Source organism: Streptomyces sp. NBC_01306 (assembly GCF_026340465.1).
GTDB lineage: Bacteria > Actinomycetota > Actinomycetes > Streptomycetales > Streptomycetaceae > Streptomyces.
Genome location: NZ_JAPEPC010000001.1, coordinates 239,960 through 261,208, shown reverse-complemented (window position 1 = coordinate 261,208; position 21,249 = coordinate 239,960). Strand labels below are relative to the sequence as shown.

At 70.8% G+C, this 21,249-nt stretch carries 14 protein-coding genes and 2 pseudogenes; 2 read left to right on the top strand and 14 right to left on the bottom strand.

The features are described from left to right. Nucleotides 1–395 precede the first annotated feature (395 nt). Nucleotides 396–1,355, top strand: a complete 960-nt coding sequence (locus OG385_RS01080) for a DUF1152 domain-containing protein (RefSeq protein ID WP_266850965.1) — start codon at nucleotides 396–398, stop codon at nucleotides 1,353–1,355. Between the two features lie 324 nt (nucleotides 1,356–1,679). Here the strand turns inward: OG385_RS01080 and OG385_RS01075 are convergent, their stop codons facing one another. The 7 genes and pseudogenes from OG385_RS01075 to OG385_RS37340 form a co-directional block, all read right to left on the bottom strand. After that, nucleotides 1,680–2,471 carry an ABC transporter permease gene (locus OG385_RS01075; protein ID WP_266850963.1) on the bottom strand — a complete coding sequence of 264 codons (792 nt, stop codon included), beginning with the start codon at nucleotides 2,469–2,471 and terminating at the stop codon, nucleotides 1,680–1,682. Continuing rightward, nucleotides 2,468–3,544: an ATP-binding cassette domain-containing protein gene (locus OG385_RS01070; protein WP_266850961.1), complete on the bottom strand. Its 1,077-nt coding sequence runs from the start codon at nucleotides 3,542–3,544 to the stop codon at nucleotides 2,468–2,470. The genes OG385_RS01075 and OG385_RS01070 overlap by 4 nt, the downstream gene beginning before the upstream one ends. Nucleotides 3,545–3,680: 136 nt before the next feature. Beyond that, the gene (locus OG385_RS01065; RefSeq protein WP_266850960.1) at nucleotides 3,681–6,806 is read right to left on the bottom strand and encodes a BTAD domain-containing putative transcriptional regulator; all 3,126 of its coding nucleotides are present in this window, start codon (nucleotides 6,804–6,806) and stop codon (nucleotides 3,681–3,683) included. Nucleotides 6,807–6,908: 102 nt separating this feature from the next. Then, nucleotides 6,909–7,531, bottom strand: a pseudogene (locus tag OG385_RS01060) (acyl-CoA dehydrogenase); the annotation flags it as partial. A 135-nt stretch (nucleotides 7,532–7,666) separates the two neighbouring features. Beyond that, nucleotides 7,667–8,851, bottom strand: coding sequence for an alpha/beta hydrolase (locus OG385_RS01055; RefSeq protein WP_266850958.1), 1,185 nt, complete (start codon nucleotides 8,849–8,851; stop codon nucleotides 7,667–7,669). Between the two features lie 290 nt (nucleotides 8,852–9,141). Continuing rightward, nucleotides 9,142–9,260 (bottom strand): annotated as a pseudogene (locus OG385_RS01050) (IS5/IS1182 family transposase); the annotation flags it as partial. A 256-nt stretch (nucleotides 9,261–9,516) separates the two neighbouring features. Then, the gene (locus tag OG385_RS37340; RefSeq protein WP_323183621.1) at nucleotides 9,517–9,720 is read right to left on the bottom strand and encodes a hypothetical protein; all 204 of its coding nucleotides are present in this window, start codon (nucleotides 9,718–9,720) and stop codon (nucleotides 9,517–9,519) included. Between OG385_RS37340 and OG385_RS37450 the strand changes: the two genes are divergently transcribed. Then, nucleotides 9,704–9,943, top strand: coding sequence for a helix-turn-helix domain-containing protein (locus OG385_RS37450; protein WP_353963179.1), 240 nt, complete (start codon nucleotides 9,704–9,706; stop codon nucleotides 9,941–9,943). The two genes, OG385_RS37340 and OG385_RS37450, sit on opposite strands and share 17 nt — an antisense overlap. Nucleotides 9,944–10,050: 107 nt before the next feature. On the opposite strand, the gene OG385_RS01040 is transcribed toward OG385_RS37450, so the two are convergent. From OG385_RS01040 to OG385_RS01010, 7 genes are read right to left on the bottom strand one after another with little or no spacing between them, the layout of a single operon-like run. Then, nucleotides 10,051–13,407 (bottom strand): serine hydrolase, encoded by a 3,357-nt coding sequence (locus OG385_RS01040; RefSeq protein ID WP_266850956.1) that lies wholly within the window; start codon nucleotides 13,405–13,407, stop codon nucleotides 10,051–10,053. After that, entirely contained in the window at nucleotides 13,404–14,402 is a 999-nt protein-coding gene (locus OG385_RS01035) for an ABC transporter ATP-binding protein (RefSeq protein WP_266850954.1), read from the bottom strand. The genes OG385_RS01040 and OG385_RS01035 overlap by 4 nt, the downstream gene beginning before the upstream one ends. Continuing rightward, on the bottom strand, nucleotides 14,399–16,330 hold the full coding sequence (locus tag OG385_RS01030) for a dipeptide/oligopeptide/nickel ABC transporter permease/ATP-binding protein (RefSeq protein WP_266850952.1): 1,932 nt from the start codon (nucleotides 16,328–16,330) through the stop codon (nucleotides 14,399–14,401). Before OG385_RS01030 ends, OG385_RS01035 begins: the two co-directional genes overlap by 4 nt. Continuing rightward, on the bottom strand, nucleotides 16,330–17,322 hold the full coding sequence (locus OG385_RS01025; protein WP_266850950.1) for an ABC transporter permease: 993 nt from the start codon (nucleotides 17,320–17,322) through the stop codon (nucleotides 16,330–16,332). The genes OG385_RS01030 and OG385_RS01025 overlap by 1 nt, the downstream gene beginning before the upstream one ends. After that, nucleotides 17,322–18,911 (bottom strand): ABC transporter substrate-binding protein, encoded by a 1,590-nt coding sequence (locus OG385_RS01020; protein WP_266850948.1) that lies wholly within the window; start codon nucleotides 18,909–18,911, stop codon nucleotides 17,322–17,324. Before OG385_RS01020 ends, OG385_RS01025 begins: the two co-directional genes overlap by 1 nt. After that, the gene (locus OG385_RS01015; protein ID WP_266850925.1) at nucleotides 18,908–19,807 is read right to left on the bottom strand and encodes a serine hydrolase; all 900 of its coding nucleotides are present in this window, start codon (nucleotides 19,805–19,807) and stop codon (nucleotides 18,908–18,910) included. Before OG385_RS01015 ends, OG385_RS01020 begins: the two co-directional genes overlap by 4 nt. Further along, complete coding sequence (locus OG385_RS01010) at nucleotides 19,804–21,195, bottom strand: serine hydrolase (protein ID WP_266850923.1); 1,392 nt, start codon at nucleotides 21,193–21,195, stop codon at nucleotides 19,804–19,806. Before OG385_RS01010 ends, OG385_RS01015 begins: the two co-directional genes overlap by 4 nt. Between the last annotated feature and the right edge of the window lie 54 nt (nucleotides 21,196–21,249).

The following is a 21,249-nucleotide window of genomic DNA, read 5'->3' as shown; positions in this document are numbered from 1 at the left end:
CCGAAGAACGATCAAGGTCCCCGCTGAGGCGCGGCACGCACCATACGCAGGAGCCAGCAGGCCGTGACAAGGGGCGGATTCGGCGTTGTCTCGAACACGCCACTGCAAGGACACCGCCCTGAGCGTGTGCAACCCCCGTGCAAAATATGAGGATTGACTGTGATGCAACCGTGAAGGAGTTGTGTGAAAGGGTGTTTAAATCAGAACGGGTTTGGCCGAAAAGGGGCCTGCTTCTTGGCCCGCCGCCCGCAACAACAGGTCGACTTCCCAGCTGTCCGCGTTGATCAGATGCGCCGAGGATGGGAAGCGGACAGATCGCCGCGATCTCGTGAGTGTTGCGGGTGGCGCCACGTTGTCAGCGATGATTTTCTGGCGCAGCGTGGACAATGAATGCCATGGCATCCCTCCATTCCAACCCCCTCTTCACCCGGCTCGCCGATGCCGAACGGGTCCTCGTCGCGGGAGCGGGCGGCGGCTTCGACATCTACTCCGGCCTGCCGTTGGCTCTCTCCCTCCTGCATCAGGGCAAGCAGGTGCATCTCGCGAACCTCTCCTTCAGCGCACTCGCTGGTCTCCCGACCGATGACTGGGCCGCTCCCGACCTGGCCACCGTTACTCCCGACTCCGCACTGCACCAGAGCTACTTCCCGGAGCGGACCCTGGCTCAGTGGCTGGACCAGCACGGCTACCCGTCCACCGTGTACGCCTTCCCCCAAACCGGGGTACGCCCGCTGCGCGCCGCCTATCAAGCACTGATCAAGTTGCACTGCATCGACGCTGTTGTGCTGGTCGACGGTGGTACGGACATTTTGATGCGCGGTGACGAATCCGGGCTCGGTACACCAGAGGAGGACCTGGCCAGCGTGGCGGCGCTGGCCGCGCTGGATGACCCTCTGACCCGGCTCGTCGTGGCGGTCGGCTTCGGTGTCGACGCGTACCACGGTGTCAACCACACTCAGGTGTTGGAGAACATCGCCGCACTGGATCGCGACGGTGCGTACCTCGGCGCGTTCTCGATACCGCAGGCCACCCGTGAGGCCGCTCTCTACCTGGAAGCAGTGACGCACGCTCAGCACCACACCCCGGAGCACCCCAGCATTGTGAACGGTTCTATCGCGGCTGCAGTGCGCGGCTCGTTCGGTGACGTTAAGTTCACTGATCGCACCCGGGGAAGCGAGTTGTTCGTGAACCCGCTGATGGCCCTGTACTTTGCCTTTGATCTCCCGGGCCTGGCGGCCCGTTGCCTCTACCTGGATCGGATCGAAGACACCCACCTGATGCGCCAAGTCCACTCGCGCATCGCCGAGTTCCGCGAAACCATAGTGCCTCGTCCACCGCGCCGCTTCCCGCACTGAGATGCCCAATAGCCGGGCGTCGAGCAGAGGCTGTGGGAGATGGTGCGCGCCGTCGATACCGCCGTTCCAGCCGCGAAGGAGCGCCCGCATCCGCAGCGAGGGGGTCGCGCAGCGCGGCGTCGGCAGTGGGCCGCAGACGATCCACACAACTCTCGGGGGTCATGCGGAGGCGTGCGGGGATGCTCCATCGTGGACTACGCCCGGGTCCGTCCGATCGGCCGGGAGCAGCTGCAGCGGGACGCCGCCCGATCGCGAGATGCCCCGGGGCGGAGAACTCCGCCCCGGGGCGGTACGGGCTGCGGGGGATTCAGCCCGTGTCCGGGGTTACCGCGTCTCGCGGTTGAACAGTGACTTCGACCAGTAGTAGCCGAGTACGGCCAGACCCACGCACCAGGCCACGGTGAGCCACCCGTTGTAACCGATCTCGCTGCCCAGCAGCAGGCCGCGCAGGGTCTCGATGGCGGGCGTGAACGGCTGGTACTCGGCGACCGGCTGGAACCAGCCCGGCATCGCGTCGACCGGTACGAAGGCACTGGAGATGAAGGGCAGGATGACCAGCGGCACCGCGTTGTTCCCGGCCGCCTCGCCGTTCGGGCTGGCCATGCCGACGGCGATCGCCATCCAGGTGAACGCCAGCGCGACCAGCACGAGCAGCCCGAAAGCCGCCACCCACTCCACGACCGTCGCGTCCGCCGAGCGGAAGCCGATGGCCACCGCCACCGCGCCGACCACGGTCACGCTGATGACCGAGCGCAGCACGCTGCCGGCGACGTGCCCGATCAGCACCGAACCCCGGTGGATCGCCATCGTGCGGAAGCGGGCCATGATGCCCTCGGTCATGTCGTCGGCCACGGACACCGAGGTCCCGACGAGGGTGGTGCCGATGGTCATCATCAGGATGCCGGGGGCGATGTAGGCGATGTAATCGGCGCGGTCCGCCCCGCCCCCGCCGATGCCCGCGCTCATCACGTCGCCGAAGACGTAGACGAACAGCAGCAGCATGATGAGCGGGGTCAGCACCACGTTCAGGGTCAGCGCCGGATAGCGCCGCGCGTGCAGCAGGTTGCGGCGCACCATGGTGGTCGAGTCACGCACGGCGAGGGACAGGGCGCTCACCGGACGGCCTCCTTGGCGGGCTGGTTGAGACCACCGGTCAGCGCGAAGAACACGTCGTCGAGGTCCGGGGTGTGCACGGTCAGTTCATCCGCCTCGATGCCCGATGCGTCCAGCCAGTCGAGGATCGAGCGCAGCTCCCGCTGGCCGCCGTTGCTGGGGATCCTCAGCGCGAGCGCCTCGTCGTCCCTGCCGACCTCGCGCAGCGCGAAGCCGGAGGAGTCCAGCCAGTCGAGGATCGAGCGCAGCTCGCGCCGGGTGCCGTCGCTGGACGCCTGGCGCGCCAGCGCCTCGTCGTCGGTGGTCGCCTCGTTGAGCGCGGAGACCGCCGACCGGTAGGCGACGGGGTCGGCGAACCGCAGCCGCACGTGACCGCCCGGAATGAGCCGTTTCAGCTCCTCCGCGCTGCCCTCGGCGGCGATCTTGCCGTCGCTCAGCACGGCGATCCGGTCGGCGAGTTCGTCGGCCTCCTCCAGATACTGGGTGGTGAGGAAGACGGTGACCCCGCCGGAGACCAGTTCGCGGATGATCTCCCACGTGTTGTGGCGGCTGCGCGGGTCGAGGCCGGTCGTCGGCTCGTCGAGGAAGATGATGCGCGGGCTGCCGACGAGCGTCATGGCGATGTCGAGGCGGCGCTTCATGCCGCCGGAGTAGGTGGAGGCGGGCTTCCTCGCCACGTCCGTCAGGTGGAAGCGCTCCAGCAGCTCCGCCGCGGTGCGCCGGCCCTCGCTGCGCGAGAGGTGGTGCAGGTCGGCCATCAGGAGCATGTTCTCCTCACCCGTGATCAGGCCGTCCACGGCGGAGAACTGCCCGGTGACCCCGATCGAGGCGCGGACGCCCTGCGGGTCCGAGGCCAGGTCGTGTCCGCCGACGTACAACTCGTCGGCCTGGTAGGAGCTGAGCGTCGAGAGGATCTTCACCGCTGTGGTCTTGCCCGCACCGTTCGGCCCGAGCAGCGAGAAGATGGTGCCGGTCGGCACCGTCAGGTCGATGCCGTCGAGGATCGTCTTCTCCCCGTAGGACTTTCGCAGCCCCCTGGCCGCGATAGCGAGTGATTGCGATGCCGTGGTCGTCATGCGACAGACACTGCGGGACACCGCATTCAGTAGGGTTTCACCATGGCTTCAACCCGGTGAAACCCTTGCCCGAACAGCCACCGGAGCGCCTCTGAACAGGCATTCCGCCCCTGTGGACGGATGGCGCCCCGCAGCCTCAGACCCGTCCGGAGACCAGGACCCGCGCTGCCTCCCGCAGCTCGTCGCGGCCCAGCGCGGCATACCGGGACACCGCTTCCGCCCAGGCCGCGGCGTCCGCAGCCTCGGCAGCCCGCCGCGCCCGGGCCGCCGACATCGTCGGCTGGAACTCGCGCAGCACCCGCAGCCGCTCGGCCAGGGCCACCAGCCGTACCGCCGACGCGTCCCCCGACGCGAGCCCCGCCATCCCCAGCGCATGCAGGACCGTCCCGATCACCGGCAGTTCTCTGGGCTTGCGCGGCGGTCCGGACAGCAGCGTCAGCAGCCGCTGATGCAGCCGGTCGGCGGCCTCCGCCACCAGGTCGAGCCGGCCCGCGTGCGCGTGAGCCGTCACCGCCGCCGACTGGATCTCCAGGGCCCAGGGGTCCAGCCACGGGTCGCCGCCGTCCGCGGAGTCCGCCTCGGGCATCCGCTCCACGGCACTGCGCCACAGGCCGAGCCCCGTCTCCGTGCGCCCCCGGGCGAGCGCGATCTCGGCCCGCCCGCCCAGGTCGGAAATGTGGGAGGCGTCACCGGGCCGGGTGCTGTCGCCCGCCGCCTGCAGCAGCCAGTACTCCGCCTCGTCCAGCTCGCCCCGTTGCAGGCAGGCCAGCACCAGGCCCCGCCGGATGCCGATCGAGTCGTGCTCCTCGTCGAGCCGCGGCAGCGCCTCCAGGGCCGCCTTCAGATGCCCGTACGCGGCATCGCCCTGCTCCGTCTGCAGGCACATGTCGCTCACCCGCGCGTGCGCCATGACCTGCATCGAGGGGTTGGCGACGGACGCCAGCGCGGCGATCATCCGGCGGGCCGAGGCGAGCGCGCGGTCGATGTCGTGCTCGTACTCCCAGACATACGTGGCGACGCACTCGGCGATCCCGGCGACCAGCGGAAGCCCGCTGTCGCACAGCCGTTGCAGCACCTCGTAGCGGGGCGGCACCATCTCGGGGATCGCCCGCAACACCAGCGCGGTGGCACGCAGCAGGGTGTCCGGCCGCGCGGGTGGCAGCCGCCGCAGCGTCACCAACTGCCGCACCACGGTGACATGCGGGCGGTAGCCCATGAACAGGCTCGCCGTGCACAGCACGGCGGCGACGCGCGTGACCTCGACGTAGCCGGGCTCGGGAACGTAGTGCGACAGCGGCGGCCCGGTGTCGGCGGCGAGCACCGCCAGCCGCGGGTAGTTGGAGTCGGTCGACCACAACGCGGCGAGCACCGCGGTCAGCGCGGCGATGGAGGGCCCGTCCCCACGGGCCAGCGCGTGCCGCAGCGCCAGGACGAGGTTGTCCTGCTCGGCCCGGATCAACTCCCAGGCCGCCAGAGGGTCCGACCCGAACAGGACATCGTGGTACGCGACCCCGAAGCCCCGCGCCCAGTCCAGGAACCGGTCGACGGCCGATTCCCCCTCTCCCGCCTCCGCACGCCGGGCGGCGCTGAACTCCCGCACGGTCTCCAGCATCCGGCACCGGACCCCCACCGGCCCGTCCACCACCGTGACCAGCGACTGCCCGGCCAACTGCTCCAGGATGAACAGGGCATCCTCGCCCAGCACCTGCTCCGCCGCCTCCCCGGAGAAGCCCCCGGGGAACACCGACAGCGTGCGCAGCGCCGCCCTGGCGTCCTCGGCGAGGAGGTTCCAGCTCCACTCCACGACCGCGTGCAGCGTGCGATGCCGCTCGGGCACGTCCCGCGCCCCGCCGCGCAGCAGCGCGAACCGGTCGCCGATCCGCCGGGCGATCTGCGGTACCGACATCACCCGCACCCGGGCCGCGGCCAGTTCCACGGCCAGCGGCAGCCCCTCCAGGTGCCCGCACAGCTCCGTCACCACGTCCGGCGGCAGCATCACACCGGGCCGTGCGGCCCGCGCCCGCTGCGTGAACAGCTCGACGGACGTCTCAGGACCCAGCTCCGGCAGCGCGTACACCGCCTCCGACGTCAGGCCCAGCGGCGCCCGGCTGGTGGCCAGGACGCGCAGGTCCCTCGACGACGACACCAGCGCCTGTACGAGGTCGGCCGCCCCGCGGATGACGTGCTCGCAGTTGTCCAGCACCAGCAGCGCGGGCCCCGAGCCCAGCACGCCCAGTATCCGGGACACCGGGTCCGCCGAGACGTGGCCGCTCACCCTGGTGTGCCGGTTCTCGCCCGCCCCGAGCGCCGACGCCACCTCGGCGGCCACGTCCCCGTCGGCCGTGACGCCGACGAGCGGCACGAAGTGCACGACACGCTGCTCGGCGCGGCGGCTGACGGCGTACGCGAGCCGGGTCTTGCCGAGCCCGCCGGGACCGGTGACGGTCACCGCCCGCGAGGCGCGCAGCAGCCCTTCGACCGATGCGATGTCCCCGTCGCGCCCCAGCAGCGGGTTCGGTTCGTGCGGCACCCCGTGCCGCACCACGGGCGCCCCACCGTGCAGCAGCTCCTGCTGTACGGCCCTGAGCGCCGCGCCCGGGTCCGTGCCGAGTTCTTCGCGCAGCTCCCGCCGGTACGCCTCGTACCGGGTCAGCGCGGCGGACGGGCCCGCTGCCGCCCCTTCGCCGCGCAGCAGTTCGGCGAGGACCTCCTCGTCGCGGGGGTGGTTCGAGGCGGCCACGGCCAGCGGCCCGGCGGCCTCGGCGTGCCGCCCCAGGCGGGCGAGGGCGAGCCCCTGCGCCCGGACGAGCGAGATTCGTACGGGGGCCCGTTCGGCGCGCAGGGACGCGAGCGGTCCGCCGTCCCCTTCCAGGGAGCCGTCCCACAGGGCGAGTCCGGCCTCGGCGGCCCCCAGCGATCCCGCGTGGTCCCCGGCCCTGGCCCGCTCGGCCGAGGCGGCGGCGTGCAGCAGGAGCGCGGCAGCGTCGACCCGCTCCTCGCCGAGAGCGATGCGGTAGCCGTTCGGGGTACTGGCCACGAGGTCGGCGCCGAGCAGCGTGCGGGCCCGTGAGACCAGGACCTGAACCGCCTTGGCGGGCCGCTCGGGCAGTTCGTCGGGCCACAGTCCGGCCACGAGCCGGTCGGTGCTGCACCCCCTGCGGAGATCCTCCGCGAGGAGGGCGAGGAGTTCGCGGATCCGGGGGGCGGTGACCTCCTGCCCGTGGTAGGCGACACGCGACAGTAAGGTCAGATCGGTGCTCACCCGTGCACATTATCCAAGAGGCCCGCCGGGCACGCACGCGTGCGATTGATCGAGCCACCCGGGCCGGCAGGAACCCCCGCGGCCTCCGGCTACGGTTCCGGGTCAGCCCACCAGATCCGGCGCCCGCAGCACGGCGGACGGGATGCCCCACGCGTCGACGAGATCGACCGCGAGAGGACGCACCTTGCGGCAGAGGTCGTTCACCTCGCGGCTGATCGCCTTGGAACGCTGTACGGTCAGCCGCCCGTGCTCCATGAACCAGGCCCGGTCCGCCTCGATCGTGGACAGGGCGAACAGGCTGCAGAGGAGGGTGAGCGCCGCCTTCTCGCCGCCTTCGGGCAGCGCGCGCACCCGGTCGGCGAAGGCCTCCGTCACCAGCCGCTCGACGTGCGCATGGGCCAGCGCGATGACGTGGTCCTGCACCTCAGAGAAGACGGCGACCGGATCGCGCTTCTGGTCGATCCCGCGTTTGAGCCGCCGGCCAGGCCGGCGAGCATGTGCTCCTCACGGAAGCGGACCATGGCGAGCTGGTACTCCGAGTCGAGCAGACCGGCCTCCCGGTCCCACTCGTCCCCGCCGGGCAGCAGGTCGCGTACCCGTTCCAGCAGTTTGTGGGCCGACGTCCGCTCGATGACCGTCTCGACGGCGAGGCCGGTGACGTAGCGGACCATGCCGAGCTGGTCGAGGTCCTCGAACTCGCTCGCGTGGTCGGTGAGCAGCCCCCGGCAGCAACGGCTCGATCAACGCCCACAACTCATCGTCCACGATCCACGGTCGAGTACCCACACCCTCACGAACGGCCGAATCGTCACACCGGTTACGCCCAGCCAGCCCACATCAACAAGTCCCTGATACGAGCTCTAGGCCCGGTTTTTCCGGGCCGTCACCCACGCGGCGAAGTCCTCGACGCCGCCGATGAGCGCCTCAAACCGGAATGAGTGGAAGAGGTCGAAAGCGTGGTGGGCACCCGGTAGTTCGACGTACACGATCGGCGAGGTGGAGACCGACCCCAGAGCGGTGACAAGAGCCCTGGGGTTCTCCGTGTCCACCAGCTCGTCCAGGTCCCCGTGCGCGATGAGGAATGGTGGTGCATCCGTCCGGACGAGGTTCACCGGCGAGGTCGCCGGGTCGCCGTCGAAGTACTCCGCGAGAAAACCGTTGAGCACGACGGCGGCGGTCACGGAGGTGTCCGCCTCCTCGAACCCGGGCTGGTAGGCCGGCTCATTGGGGGTGAGTGCTGCCTGAGCCGCCATGTGCCCACCCGCGGAGCTCCCCGCCACGAACACGGCCGCCGCAGGCGCCGCGCCGTACTCCGCTGCGTGTTCGCGCGCCCAGGCGATGACCTTCTTCGCGTCGATCAGATGGGCGGGATGCGGGAAGTCGGGGCGCAGCCGGTAATTGGCGCTGATGCAGACCCAGCCCTGGCTGGCGAGCCGGTAGAGCAGGGGCAGCGACTGAGTGTTCTTCCGACCCTGGTCGTAGTGACCACCATGGAAGTGGATCATTACGGAGCCGCCCTCGGGGCGTGAGCGGTGGTGGTAGACGTCGAGGAGGTTGCGACGGCCTGCGTCCCCGTAGCTGAGGTTGCCCACCCGCTTGACGTCACGGCGGCGGCGAAGGACGGGCCTGAGCAGGATGCGTGCCAGCGGCGGCCGGCGGTGCGTCCCCGTCCCGATGCCGAGCGCGTCGTCCAAGGCGACACGCACCACGGACGCCGCCCGCATTCCGCGCAGGGTGACCACCACAAGCCCGGCAGCCGCGGCCCCTGCCACCCCGACGTTCACCCGGTCGGAGGTCGTGGTGATGTCGCCCTCGGAGAAGGCCAGTGCCGTGGAGGCCACCAACGCGTAGAGAGCGAGGTGCGGGATCTCGTTGAAGACCAGGCCGAGCCGGTAGCTGAAGTAGAAGAGCGGTTTCGGCCAGCGTATGCGAGCCAGACAGAACACCACGATCAGTACGGCCAACACCACGGTCACCAGATAGCCCACAGCCACCACATCACCCCGTTCGACAGTCGACCTGACAATCCCCTTCTGTGGTACCACGGTTGGGATGATGCGGGAGGGTGAAGTGCTCGCTGCGAAGGTCGCTCCCACTGGGAGCGACGTCCCCATATCAGGATTCGAGGGTATGGGGCCATGCGAAATCTTGGCCCCATGTCCGATTTCGGGGACCCCATATGTCGGATTCTTGTCCGGGCCGTTGTGTGCGGCATCGAGACGTTGAACGCGGTTGCGGGATGCTGCACAGCTGGGCAGGGGGCCCGCGGCAGCGGTAAGCCGGTTCTCGTCGGCCATCGGGGGGGGGGCAGCGGGAGGCCTCACGGCCAGCTCTCGCGGACGGCGGCCGCACCCTCGCGCCGCAGCACGGTCACCAGCTTCCCGAAGGCACGCGGGCTCAGCTGGTGAACGGGTCTAGCCAGGAGAGCTCCGATGCCGTGATCACACCAGCCACTGCTGGATCATCACAGCTGCAGATGTTGCTGGTTCCGACTGAAGCTTTGTGCATTCGACGACCAAGAGGGAGAGCGACGTGGGGCTGACTCTGTTCCCGGGAGACGGAGACACCCAGCAGTCCCGATATCGCCTGGTCCTGCAGCGACTTCGCTGCGTTCCGGCGTCAGGTGGCGCAGGCTGAGGGGTTCGCTCTCTCCGAGATGCGGGGCTTCGGCGGCGAGCGTACCTGGAGTGATGTCTCCACCTCGCTCGAGTCACTCCTCGATCGCCCCGACGACGGCGGAGGCGAGCTCTCGCCCATCGAGTGCGCCGCACTCCTGCCCCGCTTGGAGGCGATCGTCGACCAGTGGCGGAGCGAGGTTGACGTCCCTCAGACGCACATCGATGCCGCCCAACAGCTGACGGTCGTTCTGCGGCTCTGCGTCGCGACGGAACGGACCGATCGAGCGTCTGCGCACCTACGACCGGGAAAACGGCACCGCCCTGGTCGAGACTCCGACCGCCCGGCTGGACAGTCTCGGAAATGTTCTGGGCGCTTCCGCCTCGCTCGACGTGCATCCGAACACCTTCCGATACCGGCTGGCGCGGGCCGCGGAGATCGCCGGGGCAGACCTGAACGACCCCGGGAATCGCTTCGCCGCGATGCTCGAACTCCGCGTCATGCGAGCGGACACTCCATGAGTTCACCTCCTCCCAGGGCGTCCGCGCGGGCCCGCCCGACCAGTCGACAGGACGGCTGGTCGGGCGGGCCCTTCCACATCGCAGCCGCAGACGCCGGCCGTGAACGGTCAGGCCACCTTCGGGGCCGCCCGCACCCCGTAGTGCACGTACGGCTCGCCGGTGGGCAGCGTGTAGAACGTGACCGGGGTCCAGGTCCGTGATTCCGGCGCGAGGAACGCGAACAGGCTGTCGGAGACCGGTACCAGGTCGTACTCCTGCGTCGGATCCGGCGCGAGTTCGGCCAGGGGACCGGTGAGGGTCTGGCGCAGGCGCAGCCCTTCCCCGGTCAGCAGAACCTCGGCGCGCACCCCGGCCCGCTCGTACACACCGGCGTGCCGCCGCGCGTCCACGGCGGGAGGTTCGGCGGCCGGCTCGAGTGGACGCGACATGGCCACCCCGGCCAGCTCCGAGAAGATCTCCCGGTACAGCTCCTCGTACAGGTCGCGTGGACTGCCGCCGTTGGTGAGCAGCACCACCGCGAGTCCTTGCTCGGGGAGCAGCCTCAGGAACGCCGCCTGGCCGATCGTGCTGCCGTCGTGGCCGATGACCTGGTGCCCGTCCCAGTCGAAACGTATCCAGCCCAGGCCCCAGGAGTCGCCGATGCTGTGCGGATCGGGCAGGTTCGTCTGCCTGTCGGCCATCGCGTCCACCGACGCCCGCGCGAGCAGGCGCTCGCCGTTGGGTGCCAGCCCGCCGGTCAGGTGCAACCGGGCGAACGCCAGGGCGTCCGCGGTCGCCGCGCCGACCAGACCGGCGGGACCGACCGAGCGCGGCAGCCCCCAGACCGGCGCGGACGTCGGCTCGCCGCCGCCGGGCGAGACATGACCGACCGCCGCGCGGAACAGCAGCGCTTCCTCCGGCAGCGTGATCGTGTGGCTCAGGCCGAGCGGGGTGAACAGCCGCTCGCGCATCGCGAGGTCCCAGGTCTTGCCGGTCAGCTTCTCGATGACCCGGCCGGCGAGGACGAATCCCGAGTTGCAGTAGGAGAAGGTCGCCGCGAGCGGGTGGTTCTGTCCGACGCCTGCGAGCTGGTCGACGTAGCGCTCCAGGCAGTCGTCGCCACGGCCGGTGTCGGTGAACACGTCGCCGTCGATGCCGCTGGTGTGGGTCAGCAGATGGCGCATGGTCACCTGCCTCGCCACCCCCGGATCGGCCAGTCGCAGCTCGGGCAGGACGTCCGCTATCGGCGCGTCGAGGTCGAGCAGCCCCTCGTCGACCAGTTGCATCACGACGGTCGTCGTCCACACCTTGGTGATCGAGCCGATCTGGAACAGCGAGTCGTCGGTGACGTCGACGCCGGTGTTCTTGCTCAGGACGCCGTGGCTCGCCTGCACCAGATCGTCGGCGCCGTCGCCGCCGATGCGCAGGATGCCGAGCGCCGCTCCGGGTACCCGATGTGCGCAAGCCAGTTCGCTCAGCCGCCGCTGCCAGTGCGCGGCGTCGATCGGCACCCGCGTCGCGTTTCCCTTGGGCCTTGCGTGCCGCTCCACCCAGTCGACGACGCGTCGGTTGAAGTCGGCCCGGTGCGACGGCCTGCCGTCGAGGATGAACAGGTGCGAGCTGCCGGGGTACAGCACCAGCCGGGCCGGAACGCCCCGCTCGCGCAGCGCGGTGAACCACTGTTCCGCCTGCCCCACCGGACAGCGCACGTCATCGGCACCTTGGACGATGAGCGTCGGTACCTGGACCTGGTCGACGTGGGTGAGCGGCGACTGCTGCGGGTACGGCTGTTCCTCCGCCCACGGAGTGCCGCCCAGTTCGCGCACGCCCATGTGGTGGCCTGCGTCCGAGGTGCCCGCCATGCTGGTCAGATCGCTGACCACCCCGCCCGCGACCGCAGCCGCGAACCTGTTGTCGCGGCTCGTCAGGTAGCAGGTCATGAAGCCGCCGTAGCTGTAACCGGACACGGCAAGCCGGTCGGCGTCGGCGACCCCCTCGGCGACGAGGTGGTCCAGTGGTTCGAGGAAGTCCGGCGCGTCCGCCTGCCCCCACGCGCCGAGCGCCGCGGTGAGGAACTTCTCGCCGTAGCCGTCGCTCCCGCGCGGGTTGAGCATCAGCACCGCCCAGCCGCGCGCGGCCAGTACCTGGTGGTAGATGTGGGTGGCGTCGGCTGTGCCGTTCCATGCGTTGTGCGGGCCGCCGTGGATGTCCAGCAGCAGAGGCGAAGGGCCGGTACGGGCCGGGTCACGGACCAGCCAGCCATGGACCACGGTGCCGTCGGAGATCGTGAACTCCCGCTCCTCACGGGCGAACAGCTCCACGTCGGCGACGCTCTCGCCATGGTGTGTGCGCGCCTCGACCGTCCCGTCGGCGGGGTCGACCGTCGCGATCTCGCCGAACGAGGACGGCGTGGCGAGGAGGATCGCCACGGTGTCGCCCGCGACGGCCAGGTCGCCGACGGTGTTCCCCGCGCCCCCGACGACTGGTCGCGGCGCGCCGCCGTCGAGACCGACCGAGTAGAGGTGGGTGCAGCCGCGCTCCCGCACGCAGAACAGCACGCGGCCGTCCGCTGTCGGGCGTGGCGCCGCGCCGGGATAGCCGGGGCCGCCCGGCATCACGTTCCGGTCGAGGGCAGCCGTCAGGTCGATGGTGTCGCCGCCGTCCAGCGGCACCAGCAGTAGTTTGGTGTTCCCGATCTCGGTGTCCCCCCGCCCGACGACCAGCAGCGCCCGACCGTCAGAGGTCCAGGTGACCGTGGCTGCCGTGCCGTCGCCGGAGCCCGTCGCCTGCGGTTCGGCGGCGCGCCCGCTCAGGTCGAGGACGTAGGCGGCGGACCGCAGCGTGAGGTCGGCGTCGGGCTCGCGGGCGCCGGGGAACGCCAGCCGGGTGCCATCGGGGGACCAGGCGGGATCGCCGGCGTTCCAGTCCCCCGATGTGACCTGCCGGATCTCCCGTGTGCCTACGTCGAGGACGTGCACGTGCCTGCGCAGGGTCCGTACCAGACCTGTGCCGTCGGCCTTGAAGTCCAGCCGGTCCGTCACGACCGGGGCATTCGCCCGGCGTGCGCGTGCGGTTGCGTCCTCGCCGTCCGCCGCGGCGAGGTCGACCGGCGCCGCGAAGGCGACCTTGTTGCCGTCCGGGCTCCAGACCGGCGCGCCGGCGCCCAGTGGGAGTTCTGTCACCTGCTCGGCCTCGCCCCCGGCGGCGGGCAGGAACCACAGTTGCGGCGCCGAGTCCCGGGCACGCAGGAACGCGATACGCGTGCCGTCGGGCGACCATGTCGGTGCTGTGTCGGTCGTGCCCCGGGTGAGCTGCCGTGCCTCGCCGCCCGCGGCGGCGACCTGCCAGAGCGCCCGCACGTCCCGGTCGCCGTCGCGGTCGGCGGCGCGCAGCACGTACACGATCCGGCTTCCGTCCGGCGAAACACTCGGCTGCTCGGGGACTGTCAACTCGTACAGATCATCAATGCCAAGGCGTCGGGTCATCGCAGGAGGCCTCCTCGTGGGATTTCGGGCTGTTCGCTGACGCTCGGGGAGAAGTGGCAGGCCGCTCGGTGCCGGCGGGTCGCCGCGGCGTCGGCCGGGTCGGAGCTGAGGCAGACGGTGCGCTCGGTGTGCGTGAGCGGGCCGATCGGGCAGCGGGGGTGGTAGCGGCAACCGGTGGGCGGGTGGTGCGGGTCCGGCGGGTCCGTGTCTCCGATGCCGTCGCCGTCACCGGGGTCGTCGAACAGGCCGGTGCGGGCGGACGGGGCCGCGGCGAGCAGGTCGCGCGTGTAGGGGTGTTGCGGGTCGTTGAGGACTTGCTGGGCGGGGCCCATCTCCACGATGCGGCCGAGATACATCACGGCGATCACGTCGCTGAGATAGCGCACCACGGCCAGGTTGTGCGAGATGAACAGCATCGACAGGTCCAGTCGCCGCTGCAGTGTGCGGACCAGGTTGAGCACGGCGCCCTGCACCGACACGTCGAGCGCGGACGTGATCTCGTCGGCGATCAGTACCTGCGGCTGCCCGGCCAACGCGCGGGCGAGCGCGACACGTTGCCGCTGCCCGCCTGACAGGTGCTTCGGCAGCATCCCCGCCCGGTCCGGGTCGAGGTTGACCAGTTCGAGCAGTCTCGCCACCTCGGCCCGTCTGTCTGCCGCCCCGGCGTGTGCACTGCGCGGCAGGGCCTCGGTGATCGACTCACCGATGCTCATCCGCGGGTCCAGCGAGGAGTACGGGTCCTGGAACACCATCTGCAGCGGACGCCTTCGCGGCAGGCTCTTCACATCCACGCCGCCGAGCAGGACGCGGCCCGCGGCGACCGGTACAAGGCCCACCGCGGCCCGTGCCAGGGTCGACTTGCCTGATCCCGACTCCCCGACCAGCCCGACCACCTGTCCCTTGGGCACGGTCAGGCTGACCTGGTCCACGGCGGTCAGGCCTCCGCGCCGGGCGCCGTAGCGCACGCTCACCTCGTCAAACACCAGCGCGCTCATTCGGCACCTCCGTAGGCGGCTTCCCGGCCGGACTCCCGCGCGACGGCGCCGTTCGGATGCCAGCAGGCGACCCGGTGTGCCCGGTCGACCCGCTCCAGTACCGGGTCCTCGCTCCGGCACCGGTCCGTCGCCACCGGGCAGCGGGCGGCGAACGCGCACCCCTCGGGCACCTGGTCCGGCTCGGGCGGGCGGCCGGGGATCACGGCCAGCGGCTCGTCGCGGTCGGTGTCCAGTTCCAGCGTCGCGGCCAGCAACGCCCGGGTGTAGGGATGTCTCGGTACAGACATGAGGTCGGCGGTGGGGAGGTCCTCGACGACCCGGCCCGCGTACATGACGAGCATCCGGTCACAGGTCTGCGCGACGACCGCGATGTCGTGGCTGATCAGGAGGATGGCCGCGTTCTCGGTCTCCCTCGTCCGCGCGAGGAGGCGCAGCACCTGGCGCTGCACGGTGACGTCCAGCGCCGTCGTCGGCTCGTCGGCGATGATCAGTTTCGGCTCGCCCATCAGCCCCATGCCGATCATCGCGCGCTGCCGCATCCCGCCGGAGAACTCGTGCGGGTACTGCCGGGCACGTCGTTCCGCGGCGGGAATGCGCACCTCGCGCAACCGGTCCACGGCTCTGGCGAAGGCTTCGCGCCTGTTGAGGCCGTGGTGCTGCTCCGATGCCTCAGCCAGCTGGCGGCCGATCCGCCGGGTCGGGTTGAACGAGCTCGTCGGATCCTGGAAGACCATCGCCAGCGACGTGCCGAGCAACTCGCGCAACTCCCGCTCCGGGGTCGTCAGGAGCGGAGTCCCCGCGAACTCAAGCCGGTCCGCGGTCACCACACCCGGCGTCTCGATCAGCCGCGAAACCGCCAGTCCGGTCAGGCTCTTGCCCGATCCGGATTCCCCGACCACACCGATCGCCTCACCGTCGCGCACGGTGAAACTCACGCCGCGCACCGGGACCGTCCACCCGTCCGCACGCGGGAACGCCACGTGCAGGTTCTCCACCAACAGCACCGGCTTCGCCGTGGGTTCCTCGGCCGCGGCGGGACGGGCGGGCGGCGCCGGCCGGGCGGGGATCCGCGCGGTCGGGGTGCGCACGCCGACCACCGCGGCGACGGTCTCTCCCACCAGGTTGAACGCGAGACCGGCGAGCACCACTGCCGCACCGGGAGCGAGCGCGGCCGCCGGATTCACGTAGATCCCGTCCAGTCCCTCGCCCAGGAGCCGCCCCCAGTCGTATCGGGGTGCCTGGACGCCGATGCCGAGGAAGGAGAGCGAGGCGAACGCGAGCAGTGCGCCGCCCGCGCTGATGGTGGCGTTCACTATCAACGGTTCGCCGATGTTGGGCAGGACGTGCCGGACGAGCAACCGGAGCCGGCCGACGCCCGCGATGCGCGCCGCCGATACGTAGTCCCGCCCTGCCACCGACGCGGCGAGGGTCTGCGCCAGCCTGGCGAAGCCCGGCGCCGTCGCGAACGCGATCGCAAGGACCGCGCCTCGGGTGCCCACGCCGAAGATGACCGCGAAGAACAACGCAAGAAGCAGCCCCGGGAACGCCACCGCGATGTCCACGGCGGAGGTGATCAGCCTGCCGGCCCGGCGCGGCAGCACCGACGGCAAGGTACCCAGCAGGAGACCGACCGTGACGCCGACCGCCGTGGCGATCACCGCGAGTTCGACCGAGAACCGGGTGGCCACGAGCGTGCGGCAGAAGATGTCGCGGCCGAGCGAGTCGGTGCCCAACAGATGTGCCCCGGAGGGGCCTTGGCCGATCGCGTTCGTGTCGACCGCGGCCGCCCGCTCGCCCCACAGCACCGGTCCCAGGATGGCGAGTGCGGCCAACGCGACCAACAGCGCCAGTGAGCACGCCCCCATCGGGGTGCGCGCGGCCGCCGACCAGGCCGAGCCGCGCCTTCTCCACTGCGATGTCGACGTCATCAGCTCTCCCGGATGGTCGAGCGCGGGTCGAGCAGCGCCAGCAGCACGTCGACCGCCAGGTTCACCAGCAGCACCCCGATGCCGTAGACGAGCACGATGCCCTGCACCGTCGGATAGTCCTTCGCCAGAATCGACTGCACGATCGTCGAGCCGAGCCCGGGCCAGGCGAAGACGTTCTCCACCAGCACCGTCCCGGCGACCATCGCGGTGAGCATCAGCCCGCCCAGCGTCAGCGTGGCGGTCAGCGCGCTCGGCAGGGCGTGCCGGACGTACACGAGCCGGGCGGGCAGCCGCTTCGCCCGGACGGTGCGGACGAAGTCGTCGCCGAGCACAGACAGCATCTCCACCCGTACGATCCGCGCCAGCACCGCCGTCGCCCCGGTCGCCAGTGCCGTCACCGGCAGCACGAACGTGCTCGCGCCGCCGCTCCCGGCGACCGGGAACCAGCCAAGGCGCACGGCGAAGAACGCGACGAGGCCGACGGCGACGAGGAACTCAGGGACGGCGGCAAGGAACACGCTCACCGAGGTGAATCCCAGCTCGACGCCCCGCCGTCTGCCGCCCCTGGTCAACACCGCGAACAGCACGCCGAGCGGAATCGCCAGGGCGACCACCACCACGAACGCCGGCACGGCCAGCGCGAGCGTCGCGGGCAGACGGTCGCCGATCACCTGCGCCACCGGCAGGTTGCTCGTCATCGACGTACCGAAGTCGCCGGTGAACAGGTTGCCGAGGTAGTGGCCGTACTGCACCCACAACGGGTCGTTCAGGCCGAGTGCTTGGCGCCGGGCATCGACCAGCTCGGTGGGTGCGGTCATTCCCAGCGCCGCCCGGACCGGGTCGCCCGGGACCAGGTGGATCATCAGGAATGCCGTGGTCAGCAGCACCCACAGCGCGACGAGGAATCGCCGCAGCCTGCGCCGTGCGAACGGCAGCCACGGGCCGCCCCGGATTCCGGCACGCGAGGCGGCCGGCACCGCAGCGGTGGCCATCAGCCGTACATCCGTATCGACGACGGCGTGATGGAGCCCGCGCTGACCTCGAACCGCGCTCCGGTGCCGAAGAACGGGATGACCGAGTGGACGTAGGGGACGACGTCGACGCGCTTGATCAGCGACGTCTCGGCCGCGAGCCACGCGCGGCAGCTGTCGTCGCCGACCAGCGCCGACGCCCTGCGCACCTGAGAGTCGTACCCGGCGTTCCGGATGTGCGCGAAGTTGGTGCCCTGCGGCGGCGTCCTGCCCGACATGAACTGCACTGCCTGGCTGGGCAGTTCGAAGCCGAAGGGAGCCATCGAGACATCCCACGCTCCGGTGGTGAACAGCGCCTGGTCGAGCCCGGAGCTGTCGACGCCCTTCAGCTTGACGTCGACTCCGATGCTCTTCCAGGTCTGCTGCGCCAGCTCGGCGGTGGGCGCCATGGTCGGCCCGAGTTGCGTCGCGTAGATCATGGTGAGGGCGAGCCGCTTGCCGTCCTTGACGCGCACGCCACTCGGGCCCACGCGCCAGCCCGCCGCGTCGAGCGCAGTTCGGGCCGCGGCGAGGTCGTGCGCGGGAAGGTTGCCCTTCAGGGTGTCGCCCGTACAGGCCCGGGGTTCGGCCGTGACCATGCCTGTGGCCGGTCTGCCGGTGCCGCTGGTGAGCACCTTGCCGAGCTGCGTCAGGTCGAGTGCCTGGACCAGGGCGCGGCGGACACGTTCGTCCCGGCCGGCGCGGCCGGGAGCCTCGTTGAAGAACAACTCTCCCATCGGAGCGAGGTAGTCGGCGTGGAACAGCTTCTGCGCGGAGAGCCGCTTCTTGTCCGGCCCGACCGTGGCCGCGGCGTTGAGGCCGCCGGAGAGCAGCAGGTTCGCCGAGGTGGTGGCGTTCGGGACCACCCGCACGACCACCTTGTCGGGCAGCCCCGGCTGGTTGGTCTTCCACGCGCCCGGCCCCCACGTGTAGTCCTTGCGCCGGGTGAGCGTGTAGTGGTCGTTGGGTACGGCCTCGGTGACGGTGAACATGCCGGTGCCCGCGCCGCCCTTGGCCAGCAGCGAACGGTCCCGCAGGCCCGCGGCGCACACCATCGGCAGCCGGCCCGCGTTGCGCAGCAGGAACGCGTCCGGCGCTCCGCTGGTGAGCGTGACGGTGTGGCTCGCGTTGTCGGCGGTCGCCTTCGTTCCGGGCGCGATGGTCACCCCCGCGAACGGGGACTTGTTCGCCGGGTCGCCCACGAAGTTGATGTTCGCCGCGACGTCCGCAGCGGTCAGCGGCGAGCCGTCGGCGCAGGTGATGCCGCGCCGCAGGCTGAAGGTGGCTTTCGTCGTCGTGGCGCGCCACTTGTCCGCCAGTCCCGTCACGGGCTTTCCGGCGGCGTCGACGTTGAGCAGCGAGTCGTAGAGGTAGCGATCGGTCTGGATGGCGACCGAGAGGACCGTCATCTGCGGGTCGAGGCTTCCGGGGTCGGACGCGATCGCCTGCGTGAAGGTCCTGCCGTCCGCCAGCTTTTGGTGTGCGGTCCGCCCCTGTGTGGACTGCGAGACTCCTCCGCACGCGCTGACCGTCAGCGCCAGCGCGCCGAGCAGCACGACCCGGCGCCTCACGACGTCTCTCCGTGGCGGAGATGGTCCACGGCGAGCCGGGCGGCCCTGCCGATCGAGGTATCGACAGCGGGCCGGCGGTCCTCCAGGGAGTCCGCGCGGGTGAACACCGCGACGGCGTACTGCCTGCCGTCCGGGTAGGTCAGCACACCTGCTTCGTTGCGGATCGCGGGAAGCGTGCCCGTCTTGGCCGCCACCTGGACCCCGGTGTCGAGGCCGGACGAGATCCGGTGCGGCCAGATCTGCCGTCCCATGATCGCGCGTACCTTCTCGCAGGCCCCGGGATCGGCCGCGCGGTCGGTCCAGATCGCGTCGAGCAGCCGGGTGATCTCCCGCGGGGTGGACGACGTCGTCCTGGCCGGGTCCAGCACCGCGAGCTTCCACAGCTGTTCCGGGGTGGCCGCGGCGAGCACGGCCTCCGCGTCGTCGCCTTCGCCGGCACCGAGGTCGGACAGCAACGACGCGAAGAGGTCCTCGCAGCAGCCGCGGATACGCGTTCGGGACAGCCCGAGGTCGGTGAGCACGCGGTCCACGGCGTCCTGTCCGACCCGGTGGAACACGACGTCGGTGGCCGCGTTGTCGCTCATGGTCAGCATGAACAGCGCCAGGTCGCGCCAGCTCATCTCCACGTCGTCGACGCACCCGGCCGTGCCGATCCCGCCGACGCGGTAGCGCGCGGTGACCCGGGTCCGTTCGGTCTCGTCCAGCTGTCCGGCGGCCACCTCGCGGGCGTAGGCGACCGCGACCGGGATCTTGAAGACCGACGCCAGGACCACCGGGGCGTCCGCGCCGACGGCGACCTCGGGGCCGTCGGTCACCCCGATCTCACGGGCGTGCAGGAATCCTTGCGCTCCCGCCTCGGCGAAGACCGCGGCGATCTCGTCGGCGATGGCGTTCACCGGCTCACCCGCCGATCGGCCCGGCCGGTGTGCAGGAACCGCGCCCGCCCGGTCCCGTCGTCCCCGACGAACGCGTGCACCATGTGCATGCCGCGCTGCGGCTTCACGGGGATCAGCCTGTCGCCGTCGTACGCGACCAGTTCGATCCTTTCCGGCGGACCGCCGTCGAGTTCGGCGAACACTCCCTTCGGGGTCCGCTCGGCCCACAGCCTGCCGTCGGCGTCCTCGCTGACGACGGTGTCGCCGACGGACGACGCGTACGTGCCCACGAACCTCGCTGTCTCGACACGGGGGGCGTCGGCGTCCGGCACCGGGAGCGCCGGCATCTCTGTTCCGGCCAGCTCGCGCAGCACGCGTCCGACGAGTTCGACGTACAGCGGGAGCGGGTTGCCGCCGTTGGTCAGCAACGCCACCGCGATGTCGTGTTCGGGAGCCACCCGTAGGAAGGCCGACTGGCCGAGCGTGCCTCCGTCGTGGCCGACCACCGTGCCGCCGGGCCAGTCGAAGAGCGACCAGCCCAGTCCCCAGGCGTCGCCCATCAGACCGAGATCCGGTAGTTCCACCTCGCGGCGCCGCATGGCGAGCGCGCTCTCCGGAGTGAGCACCGGCGTCCCGTCGGGCCCCCTGCCCCCGTCGAGATGCATCCGGGCGAACGTCAGAAGGTCCCGCGGCCGCATCGCCAGCATTGATCCGGCGGGCGCGTTCGACCGGGGCAGCGCCCACACCTGCGCGGGCTGCGGCTCGGCGTCGGGGTCGGGCGTGAGGTGCCCCGACGCGGCGCGGAACCTGACGGCCTCGTACGGGCTGGGGGCGACGTGGGTCAGCCCCAGCGGCGTGCACAGGTGGTCGCGCAGGCAGTCGTCGTACGACTTCTCGCGCAGCACCTCGACGATGCGACCGAGTACGCAGAAGGCGGCGTTGTTGTACGAGAACATCTCGCCCGGCGCGAACAGCTGGGGCACGTCGGCGAGGAGGGTGACGAGCCTGTGCACCGCGTCGTCCCCGCGACCGGTGTCGAGGAAGACGTCGCCCTCGAACCCCGAGGTGTGGCACATCAGTTGGCGTACGGTGATCTTCGCGGAGGCCGTCTCGTCACCGACGGCGAATTCGGGCAGGTACGCCCGGACCGGGGCGTCGATGTCGAGCGCGCCCTCGTCGACGAGCTGCATCGCCAGCGTGGTCGTCCAGACCTTGGTGATCGACCCGATCTGGAAGACGGAGTCCGCGGTGGCCTCGACGCCGGTGTGCTTGTTCAGCACCCCGGCCGCACGGTCGATCATCTCTCCGTGCGCGTATACGGCGATCGACGCGGCCGGCACCTTGTGTTCGGCCAGCAACTCGGGAAGGCGACTTTCCAACCAGCCGCGGAGTTCATTGAGTTCGGACATGTGCACCTCTTGTCTCGGCGAGGGAGAACGGGTGATTCCGGGAGGGTATGACCT

Coding starts and splice junctions, on each gene's coding strand:
- OG385_RS01035 (WP_266850954.1), bottom strand. CDS start 14,402: ATGAGCGCGCTGGTGTTTGACGAGGTGAGCGTGCGCTACGGCGCCCGG.
- OG385_RS01080 (WP_266850965.1), top strand. CDS start 396: ATGGCATCCCTCCATTCCAACCCCCTCTTCACCCGGCTCGCCGATGCC.
- OG385_RS01025 (WP_266850950.1), bottom strand. CDS start 17,322: ATGGCCACCGCTGCGGTGCCGGCCGCCTCGCGTGCCGGAATCCGGGGC.
- OG385_RS01030 (WP_266850952.1), bottom strand. CDS start 16,330: ATGACGTCGACATCGCAGTGGAGAAGGCGCGGCTCGGCCTGGTCGGCG.
- OG385_RS01040 (WP_266850956.1), bottom strand. CDS start 13,407: ATGACCCGACGCCTTGGCATTGATGATCTGTACGAGTTGACAGTCCCC.
- OG385_RS01010 (WP_266850923.1), bottom strand. CDS start 21,195: ATGTCCGAACTCAATGAACTCCGCGGCTGGTTGGAAAGTCGCCTTCCC.
- OG385_RS01070 (WP_266850961.1), bottom strand. CDS start 3,544: ATGACGACCACGGCATCGCAATCACTCGCTATCGCGGCCAGGGGGCTG.